At 39.0% G+C, this 21,120-nt stretch carries 6 protein-coding genes; 4 read left to right on the forward strand and 2 right to left on the reverse strand.

The genetic code is table 11. From position 1 onward, the window contains the following. Positions 1 to 74 precede the first annotated feature (74 nt). Positions 75 to 2,504 carry a glycoside hydrolase family 2 TIM barrel-domain containing protein gene (locus B5X70_RS06980; protein ID WP_079557187.1) on the forward strand — a complete coding sequence of 810 codons (2,430 nt, stop codon included), beginning with the start codon at positions 75 to 77 and terminating at the stop codon, positions 2,502 to 2,504. Positions 2,505 to 2,650: 146 nt separating this feature from the next. Here the strand turns inward: B5X70_RS06980 and tilS are convergent, their stop codons facing one another. Both tilS and B5X70_RS06990 read right to left on the reverse strand, forming a co-directional pair. After that, positions 2,651 to 4,012, reverse strand: coding sequence for a tRNA lysidine(34) synthetase TilS (tilS, locus tag B5X70_RS06985; protein WP_232468373.1), 1,362 nt, complete (start codon positions 4,010 to 4,012; stop codon positions 2,651 to 2,653). Positions 4,013 to 4,130: 118 nt separating this feature from the next. After that, a complete protein-coding gene (locus B5X70_RS06990) occupies positions 4,131 to 5,420 on the reverse strand; it encodes a chorismate-binding protein (protein WP_157666453.1) in 1,290 nt (429 codons plus the stop codon). Between the two features lie 278 nt (positions 5,421 to 5,698). On the opposite strand from B5X70_RS06990, the gene B5X70_RS18165 reads away from it, so the two are divergent. The 3 genes from B5X70_RS18165 (at position 5,699) to B5X70_RS07040 (ending at position 21,000) form a co-directional block, all read left to right on the forward strand. Beyond that, positions 5,699 to 19,243, forward strand: a complete 13,545-nt coding sequence (locus B5X70_RS18165) for a choice-of-anchor Q domain-containing protein (protein ID WP_198314208.1) — start codon at positions 5,699 to 5,701, stop codon at positions 19,241 to 19,243. A gap of 73 nt (positions 19,244 to 19,316) precedes the next feature. Further along, positions 19,317 to 20,249, forward strand: a complete 933-nt coding sequence (locus B5X70_RS07035; protein ID WP_079557189.1) for a hypothetical protein — start codon at positions 19,317 to 19,319, stop codon at positions 20,247 to 20,249. A 286-nt stretch (positions 20,250 to 20,535) separates the two neighbouring features. Continuing rightward, a complete protein-coding gene (locus tag B5X70_RS07040; protein WP_079557190.1) occupies positions 20,536 to 21,000 on the forward strand; it encodes an Lrp/AsnC ligand binding domain-containing protein in 465 nt (154 codons plus the stop codon). Positions 21,001 to 21,120: the final 120 nt, after the last annotated feature.

A 21,120-nucleotide genomic window follows, 5' to 3' on the forward strand; every position in this document is an offset into this window, starting at 1 on the left:
TTTTTTATAAAATATTAAACACATGAAACGAGTCCCGAGACTTCGGGAACCATTGAATAACAAATTTTAGAGACATGAAATTTACTATTTTATCCTTTTTATTATTGGTTTCTACCGTTGGGTTTTCACAACGACATCTGGAACGCATTAATTTTGATTGGAAGTTTACCATTGGAGATTTTACTGATGGTTATAAAGTAGATTATGATGATTCACGATGGGAAACGGTGCATTTGCCACATGATGCCAGCATAGCTGGACCTTTTGTGCGTGATAGTCTAAACTCTGATAGACAAAACGGGTTTCTTCCCAGGCAAAAGGGTTGGTATCGAAAAAATCTGGAATTAAATAAAGACCTGGATGGTAAGCGCGTGTTTATTGAGTTTGAAGGGATCTATAGAGATGCACGTGTTTTTGTGAATGGTGATAAAGTAGCCCATCAATTGAATGGTTATATGGATTTTATCATTGATGTCACCGACCATGTAAGTCAAGGTTCTAATCTCATCGCGGTTAGTTATGATAATACCGATATGGAAAGTTCAAGATGGTACAACGGCGAGGGAATTTATAGAGATGTTTGGTTGCTTATAACAGAGGATGTTCATGTCGACTATTACGGAACGTATATAACTACACCTTTTATTGTAGAAGATTATGCAAGAGTTAATTTGCAAACTGAAGTAAAAAATCATCGGAATGATAGTTTGACAATTACTCTAAAGAGTGACATTGTCTGTCCTGCCGGGGAAGTTCTTCAAACAATAATTAATACTGTACCTTTTGGCCCAGACGAATTGTTTATTTTTCGTCAATATGGACAGGTGAATAATCCAAAATTATGGGATTTGGATACGCCTTATCTATATAAATTAAAATCATCTGTTATAGTGGACGGAGAAGTTACTGATACCTATGAAACTAATTTTGGAATTAGAACTGTTGAGTTTTGTCGATATCAGGGATTATTGCTCAACGGACGTAAGGTTTTAGCTAAAGGAGTAAACATTCACCATGACTTAGGGCCTTTGGGTGCTGCAGCTTTTGAAAGAGGTTTTGAACGTCGTTTGGAAGGTCTTAAAAAACTTGGCGTTAATGCCATCCGCCTGGCTCACAATCCCCACGCCAAGTTTATTCTTGATTGGTGCGACCGGAATGGAATGTTGGTAGTTGATGAGCCATTTGATAAATGGAGCGATCAGTTTTTTGGACAGGGGAATGATTTTGAAAAACACTGGAGACCTACATTAAAGGCATTTTTAAAAAGAGATCGCAACCATCCTTCCATCATTATTTGGAGCGCTGGGAATGAAGTCTCGCAACAGCGAAGTCCCAGATATGATTTTGGTGTTCCCATGATGAAAGAGATGTATGATTTTATAAGGAAGCATGAACCATCACGTATGATTACTACAGGCCTTCATCCATCTAGAGCGAGAGGCGTGCATCGTACGGCAAATTATTACAGAGCAGGTCCTCCGGAGATGGTTTTTTATATGGATGTGGTAAGCACCAACTATCGCGAGGAATTTTGGCCGGTTGATAAAGCGAAGTATCCCCAGTTGATATTTATGCTTAGTGAAGCTCAAGTAGGAAACCTGGGGAATGAGTGGTTCAATTTTGATCATCGCAGTTCAGTCGGGTTATTCTATTGGGGCGGAACCGACTATATTGGAGAATCCTTTGGCTGGCCAGCCAAAGGATGGGTAAACGGAATTATTGATTGGAATGATCACTGGAAACCCTTCAGTTATTATATACACAGTCTGTTTGCCGATGAACCCATGGTTCACATTACTTCATTCGACAGAGGAAGTGTTGTTGAGAAATACTGGAATGAAGTAGAATTGCGATATCAGCCCATGTTCTCTCATTGGAATTGGGAAGGTTTAGATTCTATAAGCGTTTATACTTTCTCCAACACGCATGAAGTTGAGCTTATATTGAATGGACGATCTTTGGGAGTCAAGCAAGTTCCGGAAGAATATTATACTAAGGATATTCGTGGTTATACTGCCGAGGAGTTTGATCCTGACAATCCCATCAACTTAGGACCTCCAATGCATGAAAACCTTGAATGGCGGATACCATATGAGCCCGGTACAATTACAGCAATCAGCAGAATTGATGGAAGAGAAGTTGCACGTCATGAACTGCAAACAGCAGGAGAACCATATCGCATTGTATTGGAACCCGATCGTGATGTTATTAATGCCGATGGTCTGGATTTATCCTATATCACCGTTAAAGTGGTTGATAGGAATGGCATATTGGTTCCGCATGCTGATCATAACATAACCTTTAGGGTTACTGGTGCGGGATCAAATATTGCTGTTAGCAGTGCAGATATGGTGAGCGATGAGTCGTTTGTGTCTGACCAGAGAAAAGTATTTCAAGGTAAAGGATTACTTGTGGTTAGAGCAGATCAAAAACCAGGAACAATACGTGTGAGAGCGTCGGGTAGGGGTGTAAGAAACGCGAATTTAGTAATTGAAGTTAGATAATCATTCTCTCTGTTAAAGTGAAAAGAGGTTTTGCAGTAATGCAAAACCTCTTTTTTGCTTAATGCATTATTCCTGATACCCAAATACAGATTGAGCTTTTCTTGTATAAAGTAGATTCACGAAAATCTTACATCATAATCACACAACTAATCCCTTACAGAAACCTCCAGAATAGTTTTTGTAGCAGATGTAATTTTATACCTGTTATCGATTCTGTGGCCGATCACCCAGGCAATGTCATCGTTATTAATGAGCAACCAGGTGTTTTCCTTTTCCACCAGCGATAGTTTTTCATCAATAAAAAAATCACTGATTTTTTTGAAATCTATCATTCCAAGCGGTTGAAAACGATCACCTGGTTTTGGCTTCCGAATTTTTAAAGGAAAATCAATTAAATCTGCATCAAGATGTACTTTTTTCGGATTAACCGAAAAAGAAAAATCTTCTTTTTTGGGAAAGGTTTTGATGGAGAGTTTGATAGGTTTCTGCGTTAACTCTGTTTCACTATTGATGTAGTAATCATTTACATCTATTTCCATTCTTGGAACCAGAATAAGATTGTAACGGTCAACCACCAGTCTGTGCGAATGTGAAAAAAACTGTTTCCCCGGTATGCCGTTCATGCTTTCAATGATGTTGTCCATCATAACACCAGAAAAACCATAAGTTTGAAGTATCTCGAAAAGCATGCTCTTTTTTTGAGGATGCTCATTGATCAATTTAATGGGGATTAGAATAGAATCTTCTGTTTCGGCAACCATTTGCTCTTTTACTTTTGCTGCTTCAGATATAAAAATCTGCCATGCTTCCCCCAGATACTCCATGTTGTTTTGCATGGTATTAAAAAAAGCCGGATTTATCTCTTTAAAAAGAGGCACTATCTGATGCCTTATTTTGTTGCGTAAAAAAGTGGTTTCATGGTTCGTAGAGTCAGTTCTGAATGGAATGGAATTTTGATTGCAATATTCAATGATCTCCTGAGATGTGGCAAACAATAATGGTCTTATGATAGAATCCCTTTGGTATGCAATGCCTGTAAGCCCTTTTAAACCTGTACCCCTGGCCAGATTTAAAAAGAAGGTTTCAATGGCATCATCCCCATGATGCCCGGTGGCTATCCAATCAATGTTGTTTTTTTTGGCCAATGAATAAAAAAAGTTATATCTCAACTGACGAGCCGCCATTTCAATAGAAACTCCATTTTCTGTAGCATAAGAGGTGGTGTCAAAACGCTCTGTTATCAACTCAAAGGCCCATTCTTTACAAATCTTCTTTACAAAAGCTTCGTCCTCATCGGACTCACTACCGCGCAGAGAAAAATTACAATGCACGGCCAAACACTTCATACCTGTATATCGCAATAGATGCAACAATGCCATAGAATCAGCCCCTCCACTCACTGCGACCAGAATTCGTGAAGATTCGCTAACCCCGCATTCATTTACCAAAGCATGCCTGAATTGCTGTGTGAACTTCTCAATATTCATCTTCATTTTATCTGTTGACATTCGTTTTGTTGAGGAAAGTTTGAGGTTCGATGTTTAAAATTTAATGTTTGAAGCTCAAAGTTTAAGGTTATCAACCATAACCCTCCAACCATCAACCCTTAACCCTTAACCCTCCAACCTATCCCCCCAACACCATCCCCGCTTTAAGCATACATTCGTTGTATTCATCTTCTGCATTTGCCAGCGCTGTAATGGCACTTCCGGCCCAATAGGATGCCGTTTTCTTTTCTTTATCGTAAAACAAAGTACGTATCATTACATTGAAATCAAAATCTTTTTCCGGTGTAATGTAACCAACTGAGCCGGAAAAGAGTCCTCGTTTTCGTGGTTCAAATTCATCTATAAGTTGCATGGCACTTATTTTTGGTGCGCCCGTCATTGAACCCATCGGGAAGGAGTGACTAATAGGTGAAACCCAATCATCCGGATTTTTTAACTCTGCCGATATGGTTGAAACCACCTGGTATAAATTTGGAAATGCATAAGCATTGCAAAGTTCTTCAACTTTTACTGAGCCTTTAGCTGCCACATGGGATAGGTCGTTTCTTACCAAATCAGTAATCATTATATTTTCGGAACGCTCTTTTAATGATTTTTTAAGCTGATCCAAAATAATTGCATCGGCTTCGGGAGTTTCTCCACGCGGTGCCGTGCCTTTCATGGGCATGCTGTAAATTTTGTTGCCTTTTTTTGTCAGGTACCTCTCAGGTGATGCCGAAACTGCATATTTATTACCATATTTCAGGAATGCCGAAAAGGGCATGGGGAAACGCTCTGTAAATTTGAAAAATGCCTGAGCCGGATCAATTTTTAACTCTTCAGCAAAAAACTCCATGCAGTAATTAACTTCATAAATATTGCCCCGTTGTATATGCTCCTGAAGACTGCGAACATGTTCCATATACAATTCTTTGCTGATTGCAGGCTGCATATCAGGCCGCAAATCCTGAACATGATTTGTGATACTCTGGCCTTTGATTATATCAATCTGTTCTAATGCCGTTCTTTCTGAATCATAATCAGAGTCGTAACCAATTTGCCATTGCCCATTTAAAAACCGAATAATCCATTTAGGCCTGAAGAAATATAAATTGGGAAATTCAATCCTTGCAGTTCTATTCGTTCTCAGGTTTGGAAACAATTCATTTTTCAAATCGTAGGATAAAAACCCGAAATACCAATCGGCTTTAGTCAGTGACTCTTTAAGCTCACTAATTGGCTTCTGAATCTCTTCCACCACATCCAGCGCAGCCAATATGCTTTCTGATTGTAAAGTATGGTAACAACCACTTGATATTTTGCTGGCATCATAAAGAATTGTGGCGCATTTTACCTTTGCGGTTGATTGTACCAACCGCTTCAAAAAAAGTTGATTGCTGTTTTCGTTGAATGTAATCCATTTTCGCATGGGCGCAAATTTAATGTTTTCCTGCCAAGACTGAATAACAATAGATCGTAGAGTTTTAGAATTTTCCATACAATGTTTTGGGAGGCTTTGGATTTCGATGTTTAATGATTTTTTGGAATAATACACAGTGCTATAGCGCTATTCTTATTTAATCCAGATATGATTTCCGTGGGGCTGAGTGTTAAATACTGTTTCAATCTGTTGATGTTGTTTAACAAATCGTTACTTTTGGTAAATTTTTTCACAAATCATCGTTTAACTTTATTTATCCCTGATCCATGAAGCAGGTTTACAAGTCTATTTTATTGGTATTGTTTGGAATTTCGTTGTTTGCAACTATCCAGGCAAATGTTCTTCACGTAAAACCCGGAGCCGGCAGTTCAGCCTGGCAGGGAAAATCCAATGTTTATTCCGATTTACAGGCGGCTTTGGCCGATGCCGTTAGTGGCGACCAGATTTGGGTAGCTGCCGGTACCTATAAGCCAACCACTGGCACCGATCGAACCATCTCTTTTCAACTAAAAGATGGAGTTGAGCTTTATGGTGGTTTTGCCGGTGATGAAACGGAATTGAGTCAGCGTAATTGGCGGGTGAATAAAACCATTTTGAGTGGGGACATTGGGGCAGTTGGTGTTGATAGTGATAATAGTTATAATGTACTAAGGGCAGTTGGGACTGAGATAAACCCTATAACAAATGCTACAGTAATTGATGGGGTAATAGTTGAAGGAGGGTATGCGGATTTGTCTTCTAATGAAAATATCCATTGTGGAGGATTATACTTAAATAATGCTTCACCTGTAGTTCGGAATGTTTGGTTCAGACGCAATTTGGTGCGAAAAGATGGCGCTGCAATATATGTCGTAAATTCATCTTCAGTTGCATTAGGGAATATAATTTTCTCAAATAACAGATCTTATGAGGGAAGTATTATATCTTCAATGGATTCAGATATAAAATTACATAATTGCATTTTCTATTCAAACAGATCTTGGAGTTCGAATACATATGGATCTTCAACTAGTTTCACAGTTTCTAATTCAATTTCTTGGAACAATGACGTTAGAGGGAGTAATACGCAATTTTGGTCTACAACTGTATCGTATTCTCTTGTACAAGGAGGACACTTTGGCGTTGGAAATATTAATGCTGATCCGTTTCTAATTGATCCTGAAAATGGAGACTTTAGGTTGGCAATGAATTCTCAGGCTATCGGGGCAGGGAATTCAGAGATCGTTCCGGATTGGCTTTTGACAGATTTTGATGGTAAACCAAGGGTTGGGAATGGAACCGTAAATATGGGGCTATTCGAAGGTTTTGCCATTCATCCTGAGGTTATTGCGCCTAACGATAAAGCTCAATTTGCAAGCAATATAACAGAAGTCCTGGCTTCCTGGCAATTGCAGGGAAATGATAACGAAGAATTTGTTAATTATTCAATTGAGTATATCAAAAATAGTGATATCCTTATACGAGTTGATGATATTGCCGGGTTAACTTATCTGTTTGATGGCTTAACTGCAACTGATGTTATTGAATGGCGTGTAGCGGGAGTTACCATTGAGGGATATAAAAATTGGACCCAATGGAGAGTATTTAATGTTAGAAGAGCCCATCCATTGCACGTTACTGTAGATGGAACAGGTTCCGGGACATCATGGGCTGATGCTATGAGCCTTCAGGAAGCGCTATCAATAGCCAAAAGCAGTGATCAAATATGGGTTGCAGCTGGCACATATAAGCCAACCGAAGGAACGAATCGCAGCATCTCTTTCAAATTAAAAGATGGGGTGGAGATATATGGTGGTTTTGCAGGCACCGAAACGGCACTGATTCAACGCAACTTGCGCATGAATAAATCTATTTTGAGTGGCGATATAGGGGAGGAGGGTGTTGCCACAGATAATAGCTACCATGTGCTTGAGGCAATTGGAACTGAATTAAATCCTATAGGCAATTCTACTATTATTGATGGATTTATTGTTCAGGACGGTTATGCAAATATTCTTGGAAGTGCCAACGGTAGTGGAGGTGGGATGTATTTAAGTTTTGCGTCTCCAATTGTTCGTAATATATGGTTTAGGGGCAATCATGCCAGGACAGGAGGCGCAGTTTATGGGGATAAATCAACTGCGGCTTTTGGTAATGTAGCTTTTACCAAAAACAGTTCGGAATTGCTTGGTGCAGCAGCATTCTCAAATACTACCTTTTTGAAGTTTTATAATTGCTTATTTTACGACAATGTTTGTAATCGTAATTCAGGTATTGTTCATGGTGGTGGTACAAGCAGTGGAACAAAAGTGGTGAATTCCATTGTCTGGAATAAAGGATTAACTGATATAACTACCCAATTTAGACATGTTTCGGTAAGCCATTCTCTGGTTTTGGGAGGATATACCGGAGTCGGAAATATTACTGATAATCCGTTGTTGACAGATCCTGTAAATGGTGATTTCAGGTTATCTAAGAGCTCACCGGCATTAGGTGCAGGCAATTTAGAATCTGTGCCTGATTGGCTTATAACAGATTATGATGATGCACCCAGGATTACAGACGGAAGAATAAATATGGGTCCGGTTGAACGTTTTGCCTTGGTTCCTGAGCTTGTGTTTCCGGATAATAAAGCTCAATTAAATAGTGATTTAGAAGATGTGTTAGTCACTTGGCAAGACCCAGACGATGAGACCGGAAAGTTTTTAACTTATTCAATTGAGTATGTTAAGAATGATGATGATCTTGTTCGTGTTGATGATATCGTAAACCTTAGTTATTTATTTGAGCACGTAGCTGCAACAGATATATTTCAATGGCGGGTGGCTGGAATAACTCAAGAAGGGCATCGAAAATTGAGTGAATGGAGAACCTTTAGTATCAAAAGAGCACAACCACTGCATGTAAAAGCAGATGGAACTGGAGATGGTACTTCCTGGCAGGACGCAATATCGCTTCAGGACGCCTTGTCTGTGGCTATTTATGGTGATCAGATATGGCTGGCAGCTGGGATTTATAAACCAACCCAAGGTGCTGATCGTACTTTATCATTTGAGATAAAAGAAGGCATTCAGCTTTACGGTGGCTTTGCAGGAAATGAAACAGAGTTGAATCAACGAAACTGGGTAGTGAATAAAACTATTTTAAGTGGAGATATTGGTGATTCTGATTTTCATGAGGATAATAGTTACCATGTTCTTAGAGCTATTGGAACACAGTTGATCCCCATTACCAATAATACTATATTGGATGGCTTTATTGTGGAGAGTGGTTATGCTGATGGGGATTCTGATTCAAATGATTATGGCGCTGGGATTTTTTTGGATTTTGCTTCTCCTATAATTAAAAATGTTTGGTTCAGAGATAACTATGCTGCAAATTCCGGAGGTGCAGTATATGGTATAAACTCATCTGTAGCAGAATTCGGAAATGTCATGTTTACGTATAACAGAGCGGAGCAAAATGGTGGAGCTGCAAGCTCCATGTCTTCGGCTATGAAGTTTTATAATTGTCTTTTTTATGGTAATTATGCTGGTGATTGGGGTGGAGCTATACGTCCTGTTAATACAATTGATGAAACAGAAGTAATCAATTCGATTGCATGGAATAATGTATCTAATCGGGGCGGTGGCCAATTTCCTTATGTATCTGTAAGACATACATTGCGTCAGATTTTTTTTAGTGGAAATGGGAATATTAGTGCAGACCCATTGTTTGTTGATCCGGAAAACGGAGATTTCAGATTGTCGAAGAACTCTCCTGCATTAAATATGGGAAACCCGACTCTTGTACCTGCCTGGTTAGAAACGGACTTTGTGAGTTATCCAAGGATTTCAGATGGAGAAATCAACATGGGGCCATATCAGAGCTTTGCAAGCAAGCCCTTTCTTAATTCCCCATATGATAACGCTTTGCTGGAAAGCGTTCAAAATAATGTAGAACTTTCATGGGAATTCCCTGATGATGCAACAGAAACAATCACCAGTTATTCTGTTGAATACAGAAAGAATAATGAAAACATTTCAATTATTGAAGGGGTTGATAATTCTTCCTATAATCTTGATAATTTAGTTGGTTCGGACATAATTCAATGGCGGGTAGGAGCAATAACGAATTGTGGATATACGAACTGGAGCGAATGGCGAACTTTTAGAATATTAAGAACCCAACCTCTTTTTGTGACAACAGAGGGGAGTGGAAATGGTGCGTCATGGCAAGATGCGATGAGTCTTCAGGAAGCATTGTCTTTAGTTGCACCTGGTGAGAAAATTTGGGTAGCTGCCGGCATTTATAAGCCAACAACAGATAATAATCGTACGATCTCCTTCGAGTTAAAGGATGGTATTGAACTTTACGGAGGTTTTGCTGGAAATGAAACCTCCCTTGATGAACGTAACTGGCGTCTGAATAAAACCATTTTGAGTGGAGATATTGGTGAGGTTGACGTTGAAACTGATAACAGTTATCATGTACTAACCGCGATTGGAACCGAATTAAATCCTATATCAAATTCAACCATATTTGATGGATTTATTGTTGAGAGGGGGAATGCAAATTTGTCTTCTAATAATAACAACAATGGCGGTGGTCTTTATCTTAGTTATGCATCGCCTATAATAAGAAATGTTTGGTTTAGAGATAACAATGCTTCATATCGTGGCGGTGCAGTGTATGGCATGAATTTATCCTCAGTCAGATTTGGTAATGTCTTGTTTACTAATAACAGATCTATAGATCATGGTGGTGCTGTTTATACCAGAAACTCCATCATGCGATTTATTAATTGCCTGTTGTATGGTAATCACTCTGAGAATTACGGAGGTGCTGTATATAGCGATAGCTCAGATAACGGAGCTGAAATAATTAATTCTATCTCATGGGAAAACACTGCAAGATTTTTTTCTCAATTCAGATATGTCAAGGTAAGTAATTCAATTGTTCAGGGAGGTTATACCGGCACCGATAATATTAATCAGGATCCCCGGTTTATTGCTGTTGATAGTTATGATTTTAGATTGTTAATGGACTCACCTGGTTTAAATGCCGGTAATTCAGAATTATCTCCTGAATGGTTATCTCACGATTTTGCTGGGAATTCCCGAATTACTGAAGGCCAAATAAATATTGGGCTATTTGAAGGCTCTAATTATGTGCCTATGCCTATTTCGCCTCTTGATAACACTATATTAGATAGCGATATTTCAGAGGTGGAATTATCCTGGCAAGTACCGGAAGAGAATCCTGTTGAGGTTACAGAATTCATAATTGAGTATGTGAAGAATGATGAAGATGCCATACTAACGCAAAATATTGATCAGCTAACTTATATCCTGGATGAAATAAAACCTTTTGATTATATAAAATGGCGGGTTGCTGGGATTGTTGCAAGTGGTGATCACAACTGGAGCGAATGGCGAAGTTTTAGGATTAAAAGATCGCATCCTCTCTATGTTAAAACTGATGGTGAGGGTGATGGTACTTCATGGCTAGATGCCATGAATCTTCATGAGGCACTGTTAACAGCAATTGAGGGTGATCAGATTTGGGTAGCTGCAGGTATCTACAAACCTACTAGCGATGATGATCGTTCCATATCTTTCGAGTTAAAAGAAGGGATAGAGCTTTATGGAGGTTTTGGCGGAGACGAAACTCAATTGAGCCAACGCAACTGGCGTCTGAATAAAACCATTTTGAGTGGAGATATTGGTGAGCATGACGTTGATATTGATAACAGCTATAATGTTTTAACAGCCATAGGCTCTTCATCAAATCCATTTTCAAACTCTACTGTTTTTGATGGATTTATTGTTGAAGGCGGCTATGCCAATGGGGATGCATTAAGGAATCAACAAGGCGGCGGATTGTATATGAGTCATGCTTCGGTCATTATCAGCAATGTCTGGTTCAGGCATAATTTTTCCGGCAGAGGCGGTGCAATATATGTAGGAAATGCACCAGCCGTAGCTTGTGGAAATGTTATCTTCTCCAATAATAGGGCTGAGAAAGATGACCAAGGTTACGGGGGAGCAGTATATTCCGTTAGTTCAGCAATGGAGCTTCATAATTGCCTGTTCTATTCCAATGTTGCTGATGGCATTGGAGGAGCTTTATATAATGCAACTGCCACCAGTGGAGTTAAGCTAATAAACTCTATTGTCTGGAACAATCAGGCAAGGATTGCTGGACAGATCTACAATTTATCAGTAACTAATTCTATAGTACAGGGTGGATATACAGGAAATGGTAATATTGATGTAAACCCATTAATTATTAATCCTGAAGATGGCGATTTTCGATTGTTAATGAATTCACCCGCATTAAATGCAGGTAATCCAGAACTTGTTGCTGATTGGCTGATTATGGATTTTGGAGGCAATTCCAGATTTACAGATGAAGCTTTAAATATAGGGCCATTTGAAGGCTTTGCTGTTGTTCCAACGATTGTTTCACCTGATGATGGATTGTTATTAGATTCTGGAATAACCGAGGTTTTAGTATCATGGGAATTACCAGAAGGCATTTTAGATTACTTTGTTGATTATTCAATTGAGTATGTTGTCAATGATGCTGCACCTATTCAGGTTAACAATATCGAAAGCCTCAATTATCTAATAGAAGGTTTAAATGGAGCGGATTTGATCAAATGGCGTGTAGCAGGCGTTACGACTGATAATTATGTAAATTGGAGTGATTGGAGAAGTTTTTTGGTTAAAAGGTCACATCCTCTTTATGTTACTGTTGATGGACAGGGTAACGGTACATCATGGCAAAATGCCATGACACTTCAGGAAGCCCTTTCGAAAGTTATCAAGAGTGACCAGATTTGGGTAGCATCCGGTACCTATAAACCAACCGATGGAATCGACCGCACCATCTCCTTTCAGTTAAAAGATGAAATAGAGCTTTATGGAGGTTTTGCCGGAAATGAAACCACTCTCGAGCAACGCAACTGGCAAATGAATAAAACGATATTGAGTGGGGATATTGGTGAAACTGGTGTGAATATAGATAACAGTTTCCATGTTCTTACGGCCATTGGTTCTTCTGCAAATCCAATTTCAAACTCTACCGTTTTAGATGGTTTTATTGTTGAAGCAGGGTATGCTGATTTGAATTCAAATAATAACAACCGCGGCGGAGGTTTATACCTGAGTTATGCTTCTCCTATAATTCGTAATGTTTGGTTTAGAGATAACCATGCAGATAATGATGGAGGTGCTGTATATGGAATAAATTCTTCTTCAGCTGAGTTTGGAAATGTTCTGTTTACCAATAACCGGTCACATAATGGTGGCGGTGGAGTTTATTCCTGGAATTCTGCAATGCAATTTCATAATTGCTTGTTCTATGGAAACTATTCTGATTCTTGGGGAGGTGCAATTCGAAGTAATGCCTCAGCGAGTGGAACTGTTGTAATTAATTCAATTGCATGGAATAACGATGCCAGAGCAGGAGGTGCTCAATTCAGCAATGTGTCGGCAACTTATTCATTGGTTCAAAATGGTTTTTCTGGTATAGGGAATATTAATCGTGATCCATTATTCAATGAATCAAGAAATTTTGATTTCAGGCTACGCATGAATAGTCCTGCCTTAAATGCAGGTAATCCGGAGCTCTTGTCAGAATTGTTAACCATGGATTTTGACGGTAAAACACGTGTTACCAACGGTGAAATAAATATGGGGCTTTATGAAGGTTTCGTTTATGCTTCTCCGGTTCCGGTTGCTCCAATTGACAATGCCTTAATAGATAGTGATGTTGCTGAGGTGGAGTTGTCGTGGCAGGTGCCGGATGAATCACCGGTTGAGTTTGCCGGGTTCTTAATTGAGTACAAAAAGAATGGTGAAGAGGGAGTCTTTACGGAAGAGTTTTATCAGCTAACCTATAATTTGGATGGGTTAAACTCTTTAGATATTATACAATGGCGAATCGCAGGAGTAACTCCTGATGGTCGTCGGACCTGGAGTGAATGGCGTTCGTTTAGAATTAAGCGGGAACATCCATTGTATGTAAAGCAGGATGCAACATCCGACGGCACGTCATGGCAAAATGCCATGACTCTTCAGGAAGCATTATCTGTGGCCAATTTTGGTGACCATATTTGGGTCGCTTCAGGAATTTATAAACCAACCAAAGACAATGACCGGACGATCTCCTTTGAACTTAAAGACGGGGTAGAGCTCTACGGAGGTTTTGTTGGCATTGAAACTGAACTGGATCAACGCAATTGGCGATTGAATGAGACCATTTTGAGTGGGGATATTGGCGAGGTTGGTAATGTTTCTGATAATAGTTATCATGTTTTATCCGCAAGACGAACTGAAGACAGCCCAATTACCAGTTCAACTGTTGTTGATGGTTTTATTGTAGAAGGTGGTTATGCTGATGGAGAATCATGGGTCAATAACCGTGGAGGCGCATTGACTTTAAATCATGCATCACCTTTAATCAGAAATATTTGGTTCAGGAATAATCATTCAACGGGCATGGGTGGTGCAGTATATGGTGCAAATTCATCCAAAGCTCTGTTTGGAAACGTAATTTTTACAGAGAACAGTTCTAATGGAGAGGGAGGAGCTGTTTACACAATAAATTCCCAAATGTATTTTTGCAACAGCCTGTTTTATCATAATAGTTCAGGAGCCAGGGGGGGAGCAATAAGTAATTCAAATTATGGGTTTGGAGCTTATGTGTTTAATTCAATACTATGGAATAACTTTTCAAGTGTTGCAAACAATCAGGCATGGAATGCTCAAATTAATCATTCCATCGTTGAAGGAGGGTACTCTGGTATTGGCAATATTGAAACTAACCCGGGGTTAATTGATGCTGAAAACAGTGATTTCCGCTTAGCAATGAATTCTCCTGCATTAGATGCCGGTAATTTAGAAGCTGTGCCTGAGTGGTTAGTGTCAGACTATACCGGCAAATTGCGCATTACCGATGGTAGAATAAACATTGGTCTTTATGAAGATTTTGTTTATACTCCCCTACTTGTTACCCCTGATAATAATGCTTTGATCAAGAGGGGGGCAACAGAAGTTGATCTTGTTTGGGAACTACCAGATGATGCCAACGAAGAATTTGAAGAATTCCTGATTGAGTATGTTACAAGTGACGGTGAGTCTGCCATCATTGAGAATTCAGCGCAGTTGAACCATTTATTTATTATTGGTGATCTCTTTGGAAAGATTCAATGGCGTGTGGCGGGTAAAACAGTTGAAGGAGTGCGCAACTGGAGTCAATGGAGCTCTTTTACGCTTCAGAGACAATATTCTTTACATGTTACAATGGACGGGAATGGAGGCGGTACCTCATGGCAAGATGCCACTAGCCTTCAGAAAGCGTTATCGGAAGCAATCGATAGCGATCAGATTTGGGTTGCTGCCGGGATTTATAAACCAACAGAGGACAACGATCGCACCATTTCCTTTGAGCTTAAAAATGGCGTTGAGCTATATGGCGGCTTTGCAGGTAATGAAACCAGTCTGGAAGATCGTAACTGGCGAATACATCAATCCATATTAAGTGGCGATATAGGAGTGCCGGATGATGAAACAGATAATAGCTATCATGTTCTTACTGCTGTTGGTTCTGAGCGTAACCCAATTACTAATTCTACAGTGGTTGACGGTTTTATTGTTGAAGGAGGCTATGCAGACTTGTCTGCTAATAATCGCAATAATGGTAGCGGCTTATTTTTAAGTAATGCATCTCCCATTATACACAATGTGTGGTTCAGGAATAATCATGCGAGTACTTTTGGAGGCGCTATTTATGGTGGAAATTTATCATCAGCAATATTTACAAACGTGCTCTTCTCTGAAAACAGCGCTCAGAGTCATGGTGGCGCTGTTTATACAATGAATTCAGAATTGAGCTTTCGCAATTGTCTTTTTTATAATAATTACGCTAACTATTGGGGAGGTGCAATGTTTAACCATAGTTCCAATACCATTGTTGAAGTTGTAAACTCCATAGCCTGGAACAATAATGCAAGGCTCGGCATCGCGCAGTTTGGAAATATAACAGCAAATCATTCTCTTGTACAGGGAGGTTATTCCGGGACTAATAATAAATTTTCAGATCCTTTATTTTCAGATTCTGGTATTGGGGATTTTAGATTGTTGAGGAACTCTCCGGCGATAAATGCAGGTAGTTCAGAATTTGTTGCCCCTTGGCAAACTACAGATTTTGGCGGTAACTCAAGAATTATCGATGGAAAAATCAATATGGGACCTTACGAAGGTTTTACAATTGCCCCGGCTCTTATTGCTCCAATTGATAATGTTTTGCTTGATAGCAATGTCCATGATGCAGAGTTGTCCTGGAAAATGCCGGAGGGGGATTCTGAAATAATTACCGGATACAGGATTGAGTATCGAAAGAATAATGGAAGTTCTGTAATAATTGATGATGTAGAAGGTACTACTTATACGATCGATGAATTGTACAGTGCCGATCAAATTGAATGGAGGGTAGCAGCTTTAACAGTTGAAGGAAATCGAAACTGGAGTGATTGGAGTTCATTCAGCATTCAAAGGGATCAACCTATTTATGTTACTACTGATGGAAATGGCTGGGGTACTGGATGGTATGATGCTATGAACCTTCAGGATGCACTTTCAGTAGCCGTTTCTGGTGATGAAATATGGGTCGCAGCCGGAACATACAAACCAACAGATAACGACGACCGCACCAAATCTTTTCAGTTAAATGATGGCGTTAAACTTTACGGCGGTTTTGCCGGAAATGAAACCACCCTGAGTCAACGCAACTGGCGGGTAAATGAAACCATTTTGAGTGGAGATATTGGTGAAGAGAATGTTGAGTCAGATAATGCTTTTCATGTCTTGCAGGTTCTGGGTACTCCGGATGAACCGTATGTAAACAATGTGGTCATTGATGGAATAATAATCGAAAACGGAATGGCCAATACTCCCACTGTTAGTTATCATCGTGGTGCTGGATTAAGAATAACCAATGCAATTGTTGATATAAAAAATACTTGGATAAGAGATTGCTATGCTCTTTATCAAGGAGGAGGAATACATGTTGATGTTAACTCTCAGGTGATAATTTCGAATTCTATATTCACAGGTAATTCGAGTCAGATTGGTGGTGCTGTATATAATAATGGAAGCACAAGAATTTACAATTCTTTATTCTATTATAATGCTGCAAGCATAGCGGGAGATGCTATTTGTAATGATCAAAGGAGCACCAAGGTTGTTAATTCAATATTTCATAATAATTCTGGTTCAGGAAACAGTGTTGTAGGAGATGGAATTGAGGTGCGTTACTCCATCGTTCAAGGGGGATATTACGGTACAGGAAATATAGGTGCCGACCCGTTATTCATGGATCCGGAGAATGGGAATTTTATGTTGAAACCCGGCTCTCCGGCAATAGATGAAGGAAATCGAGACTTACTTCCGGAGTTTTTAACAACGGATTACCTGGGATTAGCCCGGGTTCAAGGTACCAATGTTGATATTGGACCTTATGAGAGCATTGTCGTAGTTAATACCATGCCAGCAAATCATGCAGGTGCAAGGGAGTCACAGATTTTTGGTCTTGAGTTCAGATGGGGTTTAAAGGATGGCGATGGAAATGATGAATCTGTAATTCCCGGAATGCAATATCGCATGCGGGTATGGGAATCAGGTTCGGAGGAAACGCCATTATACGAGGAGGTAATTACGCCCGGAGGTTTTTTACCCACCCAATACAATACAACTAATTTATTCGGGTTCAATACCGGGGCAACTTATCATTGGCAAATTGCCATGTTGATAGATAATATGGAAGTTTGGTCAACACCAACACTGTTTTATGTTGGGCACGATCATGTGATTCATGTGAAGGAGGGAAGTAATGGTACTAACGGCAGCAATTGGAACAACGCTTTTGGAACTTTGTATGAGGCGTTGGAATATGCCTTGCCGGGAGATGAGATTTGGGTGGCTGCCGGAACCTATTACCCTGTGGAGGTAAGTAACCCATCATCCGTTTCTACAGCAGAAAAAGAAACCGCTCTTCAATTGAAAACCGGGGTATCAATTTATGGAGGTTTTGCCGGTACTGAAGTTGCCAGAAATCATAGATATTATTCCGCTAATCAAACCATTATTAGTGGAGATTTATCCGGCGACGGTAATTATGCCAGCAGCAGTGTTAATCTATTTACTAATAATGGTGCTGAGGAAAGACCAATAGAGCGTGGTGCAATTTTGGATGGTTTGATATTCGAACATTCCGCTCAATCTGCCATTGTTAATCATGGTGCATCACCTTCTATCCGCAATTCCATTTTCAGAAACAACAAAGGAACCAATGGTGGAGCCATTTCAAATAGCAATAGCAGTTCACCATTTTTCTATCATGTTCTTTTCCATAGTAACGAAGCTGTTAATGGCGGAGCTGTGTGGTCTGATGAAACATCAGTGCCTGAGTTTATCCACGTTACCGTAGGAAACAATACGGCAACAGAGATTGGAGGTTTATTTGGTCCTGCTTTGGTTAAAAACAGTATTGTATATCATAACGAGGGCGGGCAGCTATCAGATATTGCAACAGTCCTGTATTCATGTGTTGAGGGAGGGTTTTCCGGCGAAGGTAACAGGGAGCATGACCCAATGTGGGTGGACATGAACAATGGAAATTTCAGGTTGAAGGAGTTCTCTTCTGCCATTGATGGCGGGAACCAATCCTTTATGCCGGAAATGCCTTTTTATGATCTTGGTATGCAGGGACGTTTAATGCACAATACTGTTGATATGGGGGCATACGAGGCACAAGCAAAAGGTCAATTGGAAATGGAGTCAAGCTCTACTGATCAGGGTGATTTTTATTTCAAGGATTCTATGAATCTGACCTTTAATCAGCCACTTGTTTTAGTAAATCCTCAATTAATTCAACTTTTTTCGGATGGTTCGTTGATTGATATTAATGTTGTTTCAGAGGATAATGTGTTGATTGTTTCTCATGATGGGCTTCAATTCAACTCAGATTATAGATTAATTTTATCAGCCGGTGCTGTTACATTTGAAGGTAATTCCACTATTCTTAATCAAGTTATAGAAATAGATTTCAAAACATTGGATTGCCAGCCAGTAATATTGACAGATTTTGTTAATGAAATGGAAATATGTCCATATAGTGAGATTTTAATTGAGGTTCATGCTGAAGGCGATGTGCTTTCTTATCGATGGATATTTAACGACGAAGTGTTACCGGATGCTGGCGAACAATTAGTTATTGAGTCCGTAACTCCTGATCAATATGGTGTTTACACTTTGGAGGTATTGGATTATTGTTCTGTAGGTACTTCACAACAATTGGAATTGAAATCGGTTGAAACTACGCAATTGGATATACTGGATAAGTGGAGAACAATTTTCTTCGTAGATAACTCGCAAAATCAGCTTTCTGATTTTAATTGGTATTTAAACGATAGTTATTTATCAGGCGGCCAGTTTATTGATTTGAGTAATAAACATGGAAAATTGATATTGCATGCTTTTGATGAGGTTAGCGGGTGTACGCTGCGTTCAAAAGAAATAGATGTTATATCAGGCAGCAGAACGGGGTTGACCTTTTGGCCTAACCCGGTGGTTGCCGGTAACAGTGTATCAGTGTTAATGCCAGTGGGTTTTGTGCCTGTAAACGTTCGTCTTTATGATATTTCAGGTCGTTTAATGGTTAACGAAAAAGCACCTTCAGGTGTAATGGTAAGTTTTGACAAAACCGATTTTCGACCTGGCGTTTATATTCTCCAATTTGAAGACGAAAGTGGAAGAATCGAATTTGACAGGATTACCATCGACTAAAACTATAAAATGAGATTACAATTTTCAGTAAATAACCTGTGCTGAGGTACTATTAATTTAATATTCTGTTTAAATGAGATATGTAACAAATATATCAAATCAGTCGAAGGTTCGAGTTGATTTTATAAAACCCGGTTTTTTAATTATTTTCATGATTGCATCTTTAACATTGGAAGCAGGATCACCCGCTTCCAATGATACAATAGCTACTCCTAATTATACAGTGGACAATACAATTGAAAACACTAGAGGATGGTATTCTACCTCATTATATGGCGAATTTGGCTTGCCAACCATCCAGCATAGTGTAAATCAGATTGGAATTGACGATCAAATTTCTTTTGGTGGAGGTTTGTCATTTAATTTCAGGTTTGTTGATTGGCTTGGGATTCAGTTTGGTGCCGGTTTATCCTATCATAACACCAACCTTAATATTCCTGAATATAATGCTGAGATAGCCTCTATAGATAATGAAGGTGATTCATACACTAAAATAGTGAGCGCCAGGAATGTCATGGAGGAGCAAAAATGGCTTTGGCTCAATGCGCCAGTTTCTTTAAACTTTTTTTATGGCTTTGGAGATTGGGAATTGTATGGTTTAGGTGGTATAGAGATGAGGTATGCTATTCTATCTGATTATACCCAAACCGGAACATTTACTCATCAGGGCTATTATGAGCAATGGAACGTTTTGTTTGATGATCTTCCTTCTTTGGGATTTTATACTGACCGCAATATAAAATCAGAAGGAAAAATTGAACCCGATTTGTTACTATTGCCCTATTTTGGTATTGGAATGATAACCCCAGGGCAGAATAGTCGTTTTTATATGGAGTTTCGATATTATTTAAACAGTCAGGATCCTCTTGCTAATAGTAAGCAGGATGGGTTATTTCCCGGTCCCGAAAATAACCAATCGGTAAATATGTTTAGTAATAAATCTGTATTGAATTTTGGCGATGTTGCCTTTGGTGGCTTGAAATTTATAGTTGGTATTAATTTTTAGGGCGTTAACTAGATTTAGGCTCTTATGTATTTTGGTCAGCTGGTTAATCTTATTTTTATTTTTTAAGTGTTGAATAGATTAGTCTCTGAAAATCAGTTATCTGGTTCTTTGTTTAATCTAATCCTAATTATTGTTCAGAAAATTCTTAAAATCTGATTTTTATAAAATGAAACCACAAAATAACTTCTAAATTGTTGGATATTCGAGTGAAAAGTTTTAAGTTCGTAACAAAATATTATTAATATCAGTGTTATAGTAATAATTTGTTATAAAGCCACTTTATATTATGGAACCCGGATTACAAATTGACAATTTAGATAAAAAAATACTTTCTCTGATTACGAAAAATGCAAGAATTCCATTTTTGGAAGTAGCCAGAGAGTGCAAGGTTTCAGGCGCTGCTATTCATCAGCGCATTCAGCGTCTGATGAATATAGGAGTGATTAAAGGTTCTGAATTTATTCTGAACCCTTCAAAAATTGGATATCATACCTGTGCTTTTATGGGAATCTTTCTTAAAAAAGCTAGTTTGTTCGATAAAGTAGTTCAAATGTTGGAACAGGTTCCTGAGATTGTAGAGTGTCATTATACTACCGGCCAGTATGCCATTTTTATTAAAATTTACGCCAAAAGTAACGAACACCTGAAACGAATTCTCCACGATAAACTGCAATCCATCCCCGGTATTTCATCAACCGAAACCATTATTTCTCTTGATGAGTCATTTAAACGGCAATTGCCGGTCGAATAAATATTGTATGAGAAATTCGGGATAGAGATTATGCCAGAACAATATTGACCAAATTTAAAAAAAGTTCACTTAGGTGAACTTTTTTAATTTAAACTCATTCGTTGATATTATAATTTAAGA

Origin of the sequence: Alkalitalea saponilacus (assembly GCF_900168165.1) — a bacterium.
Classification (GTDB): domain Bacteria; phylum Bacteroidota; class Bacteroidia; order Bacteroidales; family Marinilabiliaceae; genus Natronoflexus; species Natronoflexus saponilacus.

Excerpts from the sequence above, each read along its gene's own strand:
- B5X70_RS06980 (WP_079557187.1), top strand. The coding sequence starts at position 75 with ATGAAATTTACTATTTTATCCTTTTTATTATTGGTTTCTACCGTTGGG.
- tilS (WP_232468373.1), bottom strand. The coding sequence starts at position 4,012 with ATGTCAACAGATAAAATGAAGATGAATATTGAGAAGTTCACACAGCAA.
- B5X70_RS06990 (WP_157666453.1), bottom strand. The coding sequence starts at position 5,420 with ATGCGAAAATGGATTACATTCAACGAAAACAGCAATCAACTTTTTTTG.
- B5X70_RS18165 (WP_198314208.1), top strand. The coding sequence starts at position 5,699 with ATGAAGCAGGTTTACAAGTCTATTTTATTGGTATTGTTTGGAATTTCG.
- B5X70_RS07035 (WP_079557189.1), top strand. The coding sequence starts at position 19,317 with ATGAGATATGTAACAAATATATCAAATCAGTCGAAGGTTCGAGTTGAT.
- B5X70_RS07040 (WP_079557190.1), top strand. The coding sequence starts at position 20,536 with ATGGAACCCGGATTACAAATTGACAATTTAGATAAAAAAATACTTTCT.